We start from the raw sequence: 14,547 nt of genomic DNA, 5'->3' as shown, positions 1-14,547 counted from the left end.
CGCCATCCGAGGAAGGTGAATCAAGGTTTGTGGATCAGCTCGTCGCAGGCGTCTGGCGCAGCCTGAAACCGCCACCTTCGAGCTTCTCCAACGGGCACGACGCTGCCAGCAATTGCCGGGTATAGGCATGCTGAGGGCGATCGAAGATCTCGTCGCGCGGCCCGATTTCCACCACATCGCCCTGGCACATCACCGCGACCCGGTGAGCGATGCGCTCCACCGCTGCCAGGTCGTGGGAGATGAACAGGCAGGCGAATCCGTACTGCTTCTGCAGGCGCTCGAACAGCTCGAGGATCTGCTTCTGCACGGTCATGTCCAACGCCGAGATCGGCTCGTCGGCCACCACCAGGCTGGGCCTGCGCACCAGCGCCCGGCCGATTGCCACACGCTGGCGCTGGCCGCCGGACAGCTCGTGCGGCAAGCGGTCGATCAGGCGCTCCGGCAGGTTGATGTCGTTCAGCGTCGCCAACACCCGTGCGCGACGCTGGGCCGGGCTCATGTCCGGCACGTGGCGCAGCGGCTCGGCGAGAATCTGGCCAATGCTCATGCGCGGGTTAAGCGAGGAGAACGGGTCCTGGAAGATCATCTGGCATTGCAGGCGATGGCTGCGATTGGCCGCCTGGGCAATGTCGTGGCCCTGGAAACGGATCTCGCCAGCGCTGGGCTTGACCAGCCCGACGATGGCCCGACCCAGGGTAGTCTTGCCCGAACCACTGCCGCCCACCAGCGCCAGCGTCTCGCCCGGCGCGATGTGCAGGTTGGCGCCATGCACCACGGGCCGCGCCTCGCTCTTGCGCCACATCCGACGCGGGCCGGGATAGGCGATCTGCACGCCATCGATCTGCAACAGCGGCGCGTTGGCCTGCGGCAGTGGCGGCAACTCACCACGGCTGGGCAGCGCTTCGAGCAACTGACGGGTGTACTCGGCACGGGGGTTGAGCAGTACCTGGTCGATCGGGCCCTGCTCGACCTCCTTGCCATTGCGCATCACCACCACCTTGTGTGCATAGCGTGCGACCAGCGACAGGTCGTGGCTGATGAACAGCACCGCGGTGCCCTGCTTGGCGGTCAGCTCGAGCATCAGCTTGAGCACATCGAGCTGGGCCAGGCAGTCGAGCGCGGTGGTCGGCTCGTCGGCAATCAGCAGCGCCGGGCGCAGCAGCATGACCGAGGCGAGCATGATGCGCTGACGCATGCCGCCAGAAAACTCGTGCGGGTAGGCCTGCAGGCAGCGCTCGGCGTCGCGGATGCCGATGTCGCCGAGCATCTGCAGGCATTTCTGGCGAATGGTCTGCTCGTCGAACTCGGTGTGCAGGCGCATGCCTTCGGCCATCTGCTCGCCGATGCGCAGTGCCGGGTTGAGCGACACCATGGGTTCCTGGAACACCATGCCGATCTTCGCCCCGCGAATCTCGCGCAGGGCTTGCGGGCTCAGGCTGCCAAGGTCCTGGCCCTGGAAGCGGATGCTGCCACCGCATACCCGCATCGGCGGCGGCAACAGGCCGATGGCGGCACGCGCGGCCATGGTCTTGCCGCTGCCGGACTCGCCCACCAGCGCCACGATCTGGCCCGGGGCGATGTCGAACGCCAGGTCATCGACCACCACCGGGCCATCGACACCGGCACGGATCTTCAGGCCCTCGACGGCCAGCAAGGGTTGGGTCTGGCTCATTGCAGCGTCCTCATGCGCGGATCGAGGCGGTCGCGCAGGGCGTCGCCGGCAAGGTTGAAGGCCAACAGCGAAAGGGCAATGCACATGCCGGGGAACAGCCCCAGCCAGCCCGCGGAGGCAATGAAGGGACGGCTGGCGGCAAGCATGTTGCCCCAGGTCGCAGCGGGTGGCGGCACGCCCAGGCCGAGGAAGCTCAGCGAGCTTTCGGCGAGGATGGTCCAGCCGAACATGCTGGTGGCGATCACACACACCGGCGCCACGCAATTGGGCGCGACATGGCGCAGCATGGTGTACAGCTCGGAGTTGCCGATCACCCGCGAGGCCTCGACGAACTCGCGCTCGCGCAACGACAGCACGCTGCTGCGCACCACACGCACCACCGACGGCGTGTAGGCGATGCTCAGGGCCAGGATGATGCCGTACTGGCTCGGGCCGATGATCGCCATCAGCGCCAGCGCCATGAGAATCCCCGGGAAGGCCAGCAGGGTGTCGTTGATCATCATCAGCACCCGGTCGACGTTGCCGCGCAGGTAGCCGGCGAGCAGACCGAGAATGGTGCCGCAGGTCACCGCGACGATCACCGTCAGCAGGCTCACCCACAGGCTGGTGTGTGCGCCGACCATCAGGCGGCTGAGCACATCGCGGCCGTATTCGTCGGTGCCCAGCCAGTGCGCGGCCGAAGGTGGCTGCAGGCGCGTCAACAGGTCCAGTCGCACCGGGTCGTGGGGCGTCCAGACCAAGCCGAGCAAGGCCACCAGGGTCAGGATCGCCAGCAGGGTCAGGCCGACCAGCGCGTTCAGTTGCAGCGGCCGACGGCGACGAGCGCGCGGTGCTGGCGTGGATGACATGTCCGCAGGGGACAGGGTCGGAGTCTGAGGCTTGCTCATAGCTTCACCCTTGGGTCGAACAGTGGGTACAGCAGGTCCACCAGCAGGTTGACCAGTACGAAGATGAAGGTGACCAGCAACAGGCAGCCCTGCAGCACGGGATAGTCGCGACCGAAGATCGCATCGACCATCAGGCGCCCGATGCCAGGCAAGGTGAACACCGTTTCCAGCACCGCGATACCGCCCAGCAAGTTGCCCAGGATCAGCCCGATCAGGGTCATGGTCGGGGCAAAGGCGTTGCGCAGGGCGTGCTTCCACAGCACTGCGCTTTCCGACAGGCCCTTGGCCCGGGCATGGGTGATGTATTCCAGGCGCAGCACCTCGATGGCATTGGCCCGGGCCATGCGGGTGATCGCACCGATCTCCACCAGGGTCAGGGTCGCCACCGGCAGGATCATGTAGCGCATCGACTGCCAGGCGTCCTGGTCGAAGCTCACGTAGCCCACGATCGGCAACCAGCCCAGCTTGATGCCGAAACCATAGAGCAGCAGCAGGCCCAGCCAGAACGACGGGATCGACAGCAGCAGGGTGGCCACCGCCACCACCGACAGGTCGAGCGAGCCGTTCTGTTTCCAGGCCGCCAGCATGCCGGCGGGCACCGCGATCAGGCTGGCGAGCAGCACGGCGATCAGCACGATGCTGGAGCTGACGCCGAAGCGCTCGAGCATCATCGGCAGCACTGCTTCGCGGGTGGTGATGGAGTGGCCCAGGTCGCCACTGAGCACGGCCTTGAACCAGATCACGAACTGCACGGCCATCGGCTGGTCGAGCCCCAGGGCCTGGCGAGTGCTCGCCAGGCTCTGTTCGTCGGCCATGTCACCGAGCATCAGCAGGGCCGGGTCGCCCGGAATCAGCCGAATGATGGTGAACACCGCTACCGCGATCAGCAGCAGGGTCGGGATCGCCATGCCCAGCCGCTGAAGGATGTACCGAAACATGTCAGCTCTTCCCCTGGTTATCGAGGCTGAGCATCCACAGGCGCGGCTTGGACACCGGCCATGGGCGCTGGCCCTGCACGTACTCGCGGGTCACGGTGATGGCATTGCCGTTGTACAGCGGGATCAGCGGCAGGTCGCGCAGCATGTCCTTGTGCAGCTCGTCGAACAGCGCCTGGCGCTTGGCCGGCTCGCCTTCGCGGCGGGCTTCGGCGATCAGTTCGCGGGCCTTGGCGTCATCCCAGACCTTGCGCGGCTCCTTGCTCTTGTCGCCGGCGGCAGCATCGTAGTTCAGCGCCGGGTCCAGGCGCTCGGAATAGGTGGAAACCATCACTTGGTAGTTACCGCTCTGGTAGCGCTCGAGCTGGGTGCCCCATTCCATGGTCTGCAACTGGATGTTCAGGCCGACCTGGCTGGCCATGGCCTGCACATAGACGGCGATGTCGAACATGTTCGGGTAGCGCTTGTTGGTGATCAGCTGGATCGGCTGGCCTTTGTAGCCGGCCTCCTTGAGCAGCCGTTTGCTTTCTTCGGGCGAGTAGCCCCAGCCCTTGTCCTGCGCCGCGGTGTGGTAACGGCTGCCCAAGGCGACCATCGAAGGGTTGGGCTTGGAGCGGCCTTCGGTCAGCGCGGTGACGATGGTGCTGGTGTCCAGCGCGTGGGCCAATGCCTGGCGCATGCGCACGTCGGAAAACAGCGGGTCCTTGGTCTGGAACAGCACGGCGCTGGTCGACATGGTGGTGCTCGCCGAGATACGCACGCCAGGCAGCGCTTCGAGCTCCTTGGCTTCCAGGGCACTGACGTCGTTGAGCATGTCGACGTTGCGCGACAGCAGCGCAGCCTTGGCGGCGGCCGGATCCGGGATGATGGTCATGTGCACGCGGTCGAGGGTGGTCGACTTGTTGCCGGTATAGCCATCGGCAGCCTCGTCACGCGCCTTGTATTCGGCGAAACGGTCCAGGTCGACGTATTGACCCGGTTTCCAGGTCGCCAGCTTGAAAGGGCCGGTGCCGATCGGCGTGGTCCACTCACCATTGACCACCGAGTCGGGGTGCATGATGCCGCTGCCACCGCACTCGGGCAGCGCCATGCTGGCCAGGAACAGGGCGTTGGGCTGGTCGAGGGTGAAGACCACGGTCTGCGCGTCAGGGGCCTTGATATCGACGATCTTCGCGCCGCTGTGGCCGTCGAACGACGCGGTGCAGCGCCACTGGGTGGCCGGGTCCATGTAGCGCTGCCAGGTCCACAGCACTTCCTTTGAGGTCAGCGGCTTGCCGTTGTGGAAGGTGACGCCGTCGCGCAGCTTGAAGGTGTAGGTCAGGCCGTCGTCGGAAGTGACGACTTCCTTGGCCAGCAGCGGGCCGACGCTTGCGTCTTCGCGGAAGGCGACCAGGCCTTCGAACAGGTGCAGCACCACCGCATCGGAGTTGGTGTCGCGGTTCACGCCTGGCTGGGTGCTGCGGATGTCGGCGTTGAGGGCGACATTCAGGGTGTTTTGTGTCTGAGCGTTGGCGCAGATGGAGGCCATCAGGCCAGTCATCAGAATCAGAGTCTTGTTCAAGTTATTCCCCTCGGGCTCGAGATCCAATGCAGTCGGCGGCAGAGTCGTGAAAGGTTGCGCCCCGATCCGGGAACTCGTTGTTGTTGTTATGACCGTGGCTCTGGGGTGACGTACGCCCGAGGCCCGGTAGCGATGCCTGGCGCATCCTGTCTCAGGTGGCGTCGCTGCGTAAGCACATAAATTCCGATCATGAGTGACATAGCCAATCACGCTGATCGCAGACTTGCCGTGCACCCCTGCCAAAATCGTTCGGCAAAGGCCATGCTGCGCTGGTCATAACGGGCTCTTCGCCCGGAAACACCTGATCCAATAAAGCTATCGGGATCAGCAAAAGCGCACTGACGGCAAATTCGATCGCTCTCTAACATGGCCGCATCAAGCACGGCCCCCACGCACCCTGCGGAGTTCGAACAATAATGACCCTGACCCACCTGCGCGCCTTCTGCTCCGTGGTCGACATGGGCAGCTTCCGGGCTGCGGCCCGCGCACTGAACATCGCGCAAAGCACCCTCACCCAGTCGGTCCAGGCGCTGGAGCGCGAGCTCGGCGGCCCGTTGCTGCACCGCACCAACCAGGGCATCCGCCTCAGCGACTCCGGCCAGCGCTTCATCGCCCACGCCCGCGCCATCCTGATGGACTGCGACCGCGCCGTGGCTGACGTCCGTGCCCTGGTCGAACCCCAGGGCCATGTAGCCCTGGGCGTCACCTCCGAACCGTTGGCCGAACTGCTGGTGCCGGTGTTCGAAAGCTTTACCTCGCAGCACCCGCAGACCCGCCTCGAGGTGACCAGCGGTTCGACCAAGATCCTCATCGAGAAACTGCGCGAAGGCCGCCTGGACTTCGCCCTGTGCGCCCTGCCCGCCCACGTCGATGAAATCGACCTGTCCATCCAGCGCCTGCACGCGTCCCGCGCCGGGGTGATCGCACGCAAGGATCACCCGCTGCGTGATGCCCGCTCGGTACGCGACCTGACCCAGTGCAAATGGATCAGCGTGCGCCGCGACGGCCTGGTCGGCGGCACCGAGGGCCGCCTGATCGAGCTGTTCCGCGCCCACGGGCTGGGCATGCCGAAGATCGGCATCACCACCGAATCGCTGCTCGAGACCCTGCACATCGTCGCCGAGACCGACTACCTGACCATCGAGCCGGCGATCATTCCGTCGCTGAAACTGTTCTCCTCCTCGCTGGTGAAGATCCCCATCGAGGAGCGCCTGAGCCACCGCGACGTGGCCCTGATCACCCGCAAGAACGCGACGCTGACCAGCGTGGCCCAGGTCTTCATCGGCATGCTGGTGTCCTACAGCCGATTGGTCCACCCGCGCACCGCCGACTGAACAACGCCCCGCATCATGAGGAATACCCATGCCCCAGCCAATCACCGCCGATCAGCCTGCCACCCATGACCTGCCCCGTGGGCTGCCCTCCAGCGTCGGCATCGACGGCTTCGAGGTCGCCGCCTTTCTCGAGGCGGTGCAACAGGCCGGGCTCGAACTGCACGGGGTGATGCTCGAGCGCGACGGCGTGCTGGTGGTGGACGCCTGGCGCTGGCCGTACGATTCGCTGACGCCACGGGTGACCCACTCGATCACCAAGAGCTTCACCGCCTGCGCCATCGGCCTGGCCATCGACGAAGGGCTGCTGCGCCTGGACGACCCTCTGACAAAGTTCTTCCCGCAAGCGGCGGCAGGCGCCACCGACCCACGCGCCGCGCAAATCACCGTCGAGCACCTGCTGACCATGCGCACCGGCCACGGCGGCAACACCTCCGGCTCGATCTGGCGCGGCATCGATGGCAGTTGGGTCGAAGAGTTCTTCCGCATTCCGTTGACCAGCGCGCCGGGCACCGACTTCGTCTACACCAGCGCCGCCAGCTACATGCTCTCGGCGGTGCTGACCCAGGTTGCTGGCGTCACCCTGCATGACTACCTCAAGCCGCGCCTGCTCGAGCCGCTGGGCTTCGAGGAGCAGCACTGGGACATCAGCCCGGAAGGCATCAGCCCCGGCGGCAACGGCCTGACGGCGCGGCCTGTGGATGTTCTCAAGCTGGCCATGCTGCACCGCGACGGCGGGCGCTGGAACGGCGAGCAGGTTCTGCCGCAGGCGTGGGTGGAGGCGGCAACGCGCGCCCAGGGTGGCGAGGGCAGCCGCTATGGCTATCACTGGTGGACCGACCGCCCGGCGAACGGCTACAGCGCCGTGGGCGTGTTCGCCCAGATGGCCGCCGTGATCCCCGGCGAGCGCGCCACGCTGACGGTATTCGGCGCGATGGAGAAGTCGGCGCAGGTGACGCCCTTCATCGATCGTCATCTGAGCGCGGCGCTGCGCGGTGAACAAGCTGGGGCCGCAGGTGACGAACGACTACGCGAGGTGCTACAGCGTTTCGCCGAAGAGCAACCACTGCGCTCGCTCGCACGTCCGACCCAGCCGCTCCCTGCACGGATGAGTTTTGCGCTCGAGGCCAATCCGTATGGCATCGAAACGCTGAACCTGTTGCAGGCGGGCGAGCGGTTGGTAATGGAGTGGGTAGAGGCGACGGGCAGCGAGCGCATCGAAGCCGGGATCGATCATTGGGTCGCGGGCACCAGCTCGTTGCCGGGGGCACAACTGCACCATGGCTATGCACTGCGTGATGCACCGGTGGTGGCGACGGCGCGCTGGGTGGCGGCAGATCGACTGGAGCTGGAATGGGTGTACCCGCGCTCGGCATTCCGCGATCGGGTGTACCTGAGCTTTGCAGGCGAACGGGTTTGCCTGGAGCGCAGCGTGAACATCAACAGCGGCATCCGTGCCTGGGAGCCGCTGCATGGAATGAGCACTCACAACCCGACCCGACACGTGTAGCAGCAACTGTCTTGCTCAAAACCCAAAGATCCGCCCAACCCCTGTGGGAGCGGGCTTGCCCGCGAACACGGGCGGAGCCCGTGCCAGGCAGCGCGGTGTCCTTTTCGCGGGCAAGCCCGCTCCCACAGATGCTGCGCCAGCCTCGAAATCACAGGCTCAACCGTACTGCGCCTGAAACCGCCCGACCGTCTCCAGCAGAAAGCGATCCAGCACTCCAGTGTCGCTGCGCTCGCCACGCGCCACCTCCACCGTATCGGCCCGCGCCAGCTCGGCCTCGATGAACCGGTGCAGCACGTCATCCCGCGGCCCGTGCTGCGCCTCGCCCGCCCGGCGCTTGCGCTCGAGCAACTGATCGATCGCCTGGCGCACATCTACCTCATCGACGGTTCGCTCGAGCAGTGCCGTGAACGCAGTCGGAGGCATACCCAGGCCCTGGTCGATCCAGCGCACCGCCAGCAACGGGCGGATCACGTAGAGGTACTTCTTCAGCCGCACCGTGTCACCCGACAGATAGCCGCGCAGGTTCTTGCGGGCCATCGACAGGTAGTGGTGGCGCACAGCGCGTGGCGAATAGAACGCACGAGCCAGCGCGCCCAGTTGCTCACGGGCCTGCTCGTCGGCCCGGTACACCAACGGCGAGCCCAGCCATTCGAGCAGGCTCGGATTGGCACCTCGCAGCAAACGCAGTGCCTTGCGCAACTCCCAGCCACTGACGTCCAGCTCATCGCTCAGGGGCCGCTCGATCACATCGCGCGGTTCCTCCACGCGCAGGTACCACTCGGCACGCTGCACATAGACGAAACGCACGTCGTAGTCGCTGTCCGGCGAGGCGAAGCCCCAGGCGCGGCTGCCGGACTCGCAGGCGTACAGCACAGTCACGTCATGCTCGCGCTCGATGCGCTGCAGTTCTTCGAGCACCCGCATGCGCATGGCGTCGGACAGTGGATGTGGGTCGTCCTGGTACATACTTTCACTCCTTGTCAGGGCGCCCCTGGCGCCTGCTTCAACCTTTCACACACACCACCTGACGCAGGGTGTGCACAACCTCGACCAGCTCGCGCTGGGCCTGCATGACCGCATCGATATCCTTGTAGGCCATCGGAATCTCGTCGATCACACTTTTGTCCTTGCGGCACTCCACATGGGCCGTGGCACGCTGCTGGTCCTCGACGGTGAACAGGTTCTTGGCTTTGGTCCGGCTCATCACCCGCCCTGCACCGTGGCTGCACGAGCAAAAAGCCTCTTCATTGCCCAACCCACGGACGATGAAGCTCTTCGCGCCCATGGAGCCGGGAATGATGCCCAGCTCACCCTTCTGCGCCGATACCGCGCCCTTGCGGGTCACCAGCACTTCGCGCCCGAAGTGTTGCTCACGCTGCACATAGTTGTGATGGCAATTGACCGCCTCCAGGCTGGCCTCGAAAGGCCTGCCCAGCACCTTGCGGGTCGCTGCCACCACCGCCTGCATCATCAGTTCGCGATTTTGCCGGGCAAAGTCCTGCGCCCACTCCACCGCCTCGACATAGTCGGCAAAATGCCGGCTACCTTCCTCGAAATAGGCCAGGTCCTTGTCCGGCAGGTTGGCCAGGTGCTGACGCATGTCGGCCTGGGCCAGCCCGATGAACAGGTTGCCAATAGCATTGCCCACCCCACGCGAACCGCTGTGCAGCATGAACCAGACCCGGTCGGCCTCGTCCAGGCAGACTTCGATGAAGTGGTTGCCGCCGCCCAGGGTACCGAGGTGGCTGCGGTTGTTGGTCTTCTCCAACTGCGGATGCTTGTCGGTGATCACCTTGAAACGTCCGGCCAGGCGGCCCCAGGTCTGGTCGGCCTGGCTCGGCACTTCGCCCCAAGCGCCCTGGTCACGACGACCGAACGTCTTGCCATGGGGCACGGCCTTCTCGATGGCACTGCGCAGGCCATGCAGGTTGTCCGGCAGGTCGCGCGCGTGCAGCGAGGTGCGTGCGGCGATCATGCCGCAACCGATGTCGACACCAACCGCTGCCGGGATGATCGCACCCACGGTGGGGATCACACTGCCGATGGTCGAACCCTTGCCCAGGTGCACGTCCGGCATCACCGCAAGGTGCTTGAAGATGAACGGCATGCGTGCGGTGTTCATCAGTTGCCGACGCGCGTCGTCCTCGACCGGCACGCCATCGGTCCACAGTTTGATCGGCTTGCCGCCGGCCACTTCCAACAGGTTCATGTCCTTGTTCCTCGCGTTCGATCAGCCTGCCTTGAGGCTAACCAAGCCATTCAATACCTGATCCAGACCACCGAATACCGAGATCCGGTCGATGCGTTCGGCCACCCGCTCCAGGGTTTCCAGCTCCTTCAGGCGCAGGGCCGTCGGGCTACCTTCCATCACCTTGGCGGTGTTGAGCAGCGAGCGCGTCGCCTGGGTTTCCTCACGGCGACGAATCACGTTGGCCTGCGCCGCCTTTTCCGCCTCCACTACTTGCGCCAGCAGGGTCTTCATCTCGCCCGGCAGGATGATGTCGCGCACCCCGAGGCTGCTGATTTCCAGACCGCTGCCCGGCAGTTGCGTCTGCAGGTGGCGGCTGATGCTGTCGTCGATGAACTGCTTGTCTTCCAGCAACTCATCCAGGGTCCGAGTCCCCACTGCGGCGCGCAGACCGAATTGCAGTTCACGGTACAGGTGCTCCACCGGTTTGCTGAAGCGTGCATGGGCCATCAGCACGTCGGCGTAGCGCCAGTTGGCGACCAGGTTCAGACGCAGGTTCACCTTGTCGCGGGTAAGGATTTCCTGGCCGCCGACCTCCAGCGCCTGCACACGGGTATCGACGGTTTCCACCGTCACCTGGCTGCCGCAGCGCCAGAAGCCATACTGCCCGGCTTCGAGCAAGTCGAACACGGCGCCGTCGATCTTCAGCACACCGACATGGAACGCCGGCACGCTCACCAGCAGTACATGCTCAAGGCCGGCCATGCCTGGACGGTTCAAGCGTGCGAGCAATGCAGGCGCCACGCGCCGTCCGCCACTCAGGTCGACTCGCTCCAGGGTCTGCCGGGCCTGGCCCTTCCAGTACAGGCGACGGCTGTCCGGTGCCAGCAGCTCGACCAGCCGACCGTCCTCGAAACGCAGGCCCAGCTCATGTTCGCCCAGGTCCATGCGCTCGAAATACTGCTCGACCAACTGCGGCTGGTGCTGACGCAGGTAGCCTGCCAGCGGATGGTCGAACAGCGGGGAATTGAGGCTGAAGGTCTGCACCGTCAGCCGGTCGCGCCAGTCGACACGCGAATACTGCCCAGGCTCGAGGATGGCCTCGAAGTCGCCTTCATCGAGCAGCAGGCCACGTTCGTTCTTCTTCACGACAAAGCGTTTGAACAATTTCATCTTTCTATCCTTTTCATCCATATCCAGGGTTGCCGGTGGTGCCGGCACACCGGGCACTGCGGGCGAGACCTGGCGGAGTCAGGCACCGTGAGCAAGGCTCAGGCGGCGTCCTTCGTTGCGCCAGGTCCGGCCGGCAGGCCGGGTGGGCCGGCGGTGGTGCAGACGTCCGTGGCCGTCGAGGGGCCATCCTGGCCCTGCTTGCCTGACCTGCACCGCACCAGCGGGTGTTACGTTCACAGCTACCGTAGGAGGGTAGTGCCGGGGCTTCCCGGCGAGCGTCTGCGCAGCCGTTTCACGGGTACTGCACAGGGCGACCGGTCGTTGCAGCGGCGGCATGCACGACACCGACACCTGAGTGGGTACGTGCACCAGCGGGGTCTCAACCCCTTGCCCTTGGGCCTGCCTGGCGATTCGGTCGAGAGGGATATTGCGAGCGGCATGCCAGCTTTTGGAGACTGCTCGAGTTATTTATTAAATAACTGATTTTTAACGATTTATTTTTTAAATCTGGTTTGCTGGCAATTTTAGTGGCCGCAGGAAACCCGGTCATTCATATATAGTTGGATAAGACTTTATCTTCTGGGATAACTCCATGAGCAAAGCCCGTGTTGCCATCGGTTTTCTCGGCACCACCCTCGACCGCAATGGCAAGGGCGCCGCACGCTGGAACCGCTGGCGCCCCACGATCGGCCTGTGCCGCCAGCCAGACCTGCCGCTCGATCGCCTGGAGCTGATTCACGGCCCCGGCGTACGTGACGTCAGCCTGGCCGAACGCATCCGTGCCGACGTCCAGCAGGTGTCACCCCACACCGAGGTGCGACTGCACCCGCTCAGCCTGCGTAACCCATGGGATTTCGAAGAGGTCTATGGCGCCCTGCACGACTTCTCCAGCGGCTACCCCTTCGACACCGAGCGCGAGGACTATCTCGTGCACATCACCACCGGCACCCATGTCGCGCAGATCTGCTGGTTCCTGCTCACCGAAGCGCGCTACCTGCCCGCACGCCTGGTGCAGACCTCGCCCTCACGCAAGCACGACGAAGCCAGCGACCCGGCCGGTATTGCCACGCTGATCGACCTTGACCTGTCGCGCTACGACCTGATCGCTTCGCGCTTTCGCCACGAGCAGGTCGAGGCGCAGTCGCTGCTCAAGTCCGGCATTGCCACGCGCAACGCGGCATTCAACCGCACCATCGAACAGATCGAGCGCGTCGCCCTGCGCTCGAAGGCACCGATCCTGCTGGTCGGGCCTACCGGCGCCGGCAAGTCGTTCCTGGCCCGGCGCATTCACGAGCTCAAGCGCGGCCGGCACCAGTTGCAGGGGCGGTTCATCGAGGTCAACTGCGCGACCTTGCGAGGCGATGGCGCGATGTCGGCCCTGTTCGGCCATGCCAAGGGCGCCTTTACCGGTGCGCAGAACGCCCGCGATGGCCTGCTGCGCGCTGCCGACGGCGGCATGCTGTTTCTCGACGAGATCGGCGAGCTTGGCGCCGACGAGCAGGCCATGCTGCTCAAGGCCATCGAAGAGAAGCGCTTCTTCCCGCTGGGCTCGGACCGCGAAGTGCAGAGCGACTTCCAACTGATCGCCGGCACCCATCGCGACCTGCGCGCCAAGGTCGCCGAAGGCTCGTTTCGCGAAGACCTGTTCGCCCGTATCAACCTGTGGACCTTCGCCCTGCCGGGGCTTGCGCAGCGGCGCGAAGACATCGAGCCGAACCTGGACTTCGAGTTGCAGCGCCATGCCCGCGAACAAGGCCGGCAGGTACGTTTCAACCTGGAGGCCAAACGCAGCTACCTGGCGTTCGCCCACGCCAGCGAAGCCCGCTGGGCCGGAAACTTTCGCGAGCTGTCGGCCTCGATCACGCGCATGGCGACACTGGCCGACAGCGGGCGAATAGACGAAGCCCTGGTGGCAGAGGAGATCGAGCGTTTGCGTCATGCCTGGGGGCTGGAGGGCGAGAGCGAGCCGGTACTGGCCGGGCGCGAACTGGACCTGTTCGACCAGGTGCAGTTGCAGGCGGTGATCGACGTTTGTCGCCGCGCAGCAAGCCTGTCCGAGGCCGGGCGCCAATTGTTCGCGGTGTCGCGCCAGGAGAAGGCCAACCCCAACGACGCCGATCGCCTGAGAAAGTACCTGGCGCGATTCGGGCTGGATTGGCAGCAGGTGAAGGGTCAGGGGTGACAGCTAGGCCGTAGGACGTTTCCCAATCTGAAATCAAATGCTTCCTGAAACACCTCGGGGCCTGGTTTTACGGCCGCTGCGCGCCCGACCGCGGGACAAGTCGGGACGCCGAACCGCCGCTGCTAAAGGGATCAAGGGAAAGGCGGGCATCGACTTAAGCAGGGCTTGCCAGCAAACGGTCGGTTTGCGGTATGCTCCCCCGGTCTTCAGGGCGGGGTGAAAGTCCCCACCGGCGGTAAATCGAAAGATGAGCCCGCGAGCGCCCCGGCCATGCCGGGGGTCAGCAGATCTGGTGAGACTCCAGAGCCGACGGTCATAGTCCGGATGAAAGAAGGCGCAAGCGCGGGGCCATCGGGCGCCCTTGCGCGCGCATTTTGTTCGCCCCGAGACGTTCATCGATCATTCACGAGGAGCGTTTCATGTCCACCTTGCACCACTCGAAATTCCCCAACGTCACCGCCGCCATCGCCGCCTTCCAGGCCGGGCGCCCCGTGCTGCTGCTCGACGACGACGATCGCGAGGACGAAGCCGATATCGTTGCCGCTGCCGAAAACCTGTCGCTGCAGACCATGGCCATGATGATTCGCGATTGCAGCGGCATCGTCTGCCTGTGCCTGGATGAAGCTACGGTCGATGCGTTGCAGCTCGCGCCCATGGTGCAGAACAACCAGGCCCGCCACGGCACCGGCTTCACCGTCACCATCGAGGCGGCCGAGGGTGTGAGCACCGGCGTGTCGGCCCAGGACCGGATCACCACCATCGAGGCCGCACTGCGCTCGACCGCCGAGCAACGTCACATCGTCAGCCCTGGCCATGTGTTCCCATTGCGTGCGCGTGATGGCGGGGTGCTGACCCGTCGCGGCCATACCGAAGGCTCGGTGGACCTGGCGCGGCTGGCCGGGTTGCGGCCAGCCGCGGTGCTGTGCGAGCTGATGAACCCCGACGGCAGCATGGCCCGGGGCGAGCAGGTGGCCGTGTATGCGCGCCAGTACAACCTGCCGGTAGTGACCATCGAGGAGCTGGCGCGCTATCGCGAAGCGATGCTGGAGCTTGAGGCACAACCCGCCTGATCTGCGGCGCTGCTCTTTGGTAGGGGCGGGCTTGCCCC

General features: G+C 65.2%; 11 protein-coding genes and 1 riboswitch. Of the genes, 4 read left to right on the top strand and 7 right to left on the bottom strand.

From position 1 onward, the window contains the following. Nucleotides 1–34: 34 nt before the first annotated feature. Genes AB688_RS05100 through AB688_RS05085 form a run of 4 tightly spaced genes read right to left on the bottom strand, consistent with a single transcriptional unit; the run spans nucleotide 35 to nucleotide 5,055 of the window. Nucleotides 35–1,672, bottom strand: a complete 1,638-nt coding sequence (locus tag AB688_RS05100) for an ABC transporter ATP-binding protein (RefSeq protein ID WP_063542553.1) — start codon at nucleotides 1,670–1,672, stop codon at nucleotides 35–37. Then, nucleotides 1,669–2,559, bottom strand: coding sequence for an ABC transporter permease (locus AB688_RS05095; protein WP_081255193.1), 891 nt, complete (start codon nucleotides 2,557–2,559; stop codon nucleotides 1,669–1,671). The genes AB688_RS05100 and AB688_RS05095 overlap by 4 nt, the downstream gene beginning before the upstream one ends. After that, nucleotides 2,556–3,497, bottom strand: a complete 942-nt coding sequence (locus AB688_RS05090; protein ID WP_063542551.1) for an ABC transporter permease — start codon at nucleotides 3,495–3,497, stop codon at nucleotides 2,556–2,558. Before AB688_RS05090 ends, AB688_RS05095 begins: the two co-directional genes overlap by 4 nt. A gap of 1 nt (nucleotide 3,498) precedes the next feature. Continuing rightward, nucleotides 3,499–5,055 (bottom strand): ABC transporter substrate-binding protein, encoded by a 1,557-nt coding sequence (locus tag AB688_RS05085; RefSeq protein ID WP_063542549.1) that lies wholly within the window; start codon nucleotides 5,053–5,055, stop codon nucleotides 3,499–3,501. Between the two features lie 416 nt (nucleotides 5,056–5,471). Between AB688_RS05085 and AB688_RS05080 the strand changes: the two genes are divergently transcribed. Both AB688_RS05080 and AB688_RS05075 read left to right on the top strand, forming a co-directional pair. Next, nucleotides 5,472–6,389 carry a LysR family transcriptional regulator gene (locus AB688_RS05080; RefSeq protein WP_054892768.1) on the top strand — a complete coding sequence of 306 codons (918 nt, stop codon included), beginning with the start codon at nucleotides 5,472–5,474 and terminating at the stop codon, nucleotides 6,387–6,389. Between the two features lie 28 nt (nucleotides 6,390–6,417). Continuing rightward, nucleotides 6,418–7,896, top strand: coding sequence for a serine hydrolase domain-containing protein (locus AB688_RS05075; RefSeq protein ID WP_063542547.1), 1,479 nt, complete (start codon nucleotides 6,418–6,420; stop codon nucleotides 7,894–7,896). 156 nt (nucleotides 7,897–8,052) lie between these two features. Here the strand turns inward: AB688_RS05075 and AB688_RS05070 are convergent, their stop codons facing one another. Genes AB688_RS05070 through AB688_RS05060 form a run of 3 tightly spaced genes read right to left on the bottom strand, consistent with a single transcriptional unit; the run spans nucleotide 8,053 to nucleotide 11,257 of the window. Further along, nucleotides 8,053–8,862, bottom strand: a complete 810-nt coding sequence (locus AB688_RS05070; RefSeq protein ID WP_063542545.1) for a nucleotidyltransferase domain-containing protein — start codon at nucleotides 8,860–8,862, stop codon at nucleotides 8,053–8,055. 37 nt (nucleotides 8,863–8,899) lie between these two features. Further along, nucleotides 8,900–10,105, bottom strand: a complete 1,206-nt coding sequence (locus AB688_RS05065) for an RtcB family protein (protein ID WP_054892765.1) — start codon at nucleotides 10,103–10,105, stop codon at nucleotides 8,900–8,902. Nucleotides 10,106–10,126: 21 nt separating this feature from the next. Continuing rightward, on the bottom strand, nucleotides 10,127–11,257 hold the full coding sequence (locus AB688_RS05060; protein WP_063542543.1) for a slipin family protein: 1,131 nt from the start codon (nucleotides 11,255–11,257) through the stop codon (nucleotides 10,127–10,129). Between the two features lie 592 nt (nucleotides 11,258–11,849). Between AB688_RS05060 and rtcR the strand changes: the two genes are divergently transcribed. Further along, nucleotides 11,850–13,439 (top strand): RNA repair transcriptional activator RtcR, encoded by a 1,590-nt coding sequence (rtcR, locus tag AB688_RS05055; protein ID WP_063542541.1) that lies wholly within the window; start codon nucleotides 11,850–11,852, stop codon nucleotides 13,437–13,439. A 198-nt stretch (nucleotides 13,440–13,637) separates the two neighbouring features. Next, nucleotides 13,638–13,779: riboswitch (FMN riboswitch) on the top strand. Nucleotides 13,780–13,858: 79 nt separating this feature from the next. Then, the gene (gene ribB / locus AB688_RS05050; protein WP_054892761.1) at nucleotides 13,859–14,509 is read left to right on the top strand and encodes a 3,4-dihydroxy-2-butanone-4-phosphate synthase; all 651 of its coding nucleotides are present in this window, start codon (nucleotides 13,859–13,861) and stop codon (nucleotides 14,507–14,509) included. The last annotated feature ends 38 nt before the right edge of the window (nucleotides 14,510–14,547 follow it).

The sequence above is a fragment of the Pseudomonas putida genome (assembly GCF_001636055.1).
GTDB lineage: Bacteria > Pseudomonadota > Gammaproteobacteria > Pseudomonadales > Pseudomonadaceae > Aquipseudomonas > Aquipseudomonas machongensis.
The sequence above is the reverse complement of the archived record's forward strand: the minus strand, read 5'-3'. Positions and strand labels throughout refer to the sequence as shown.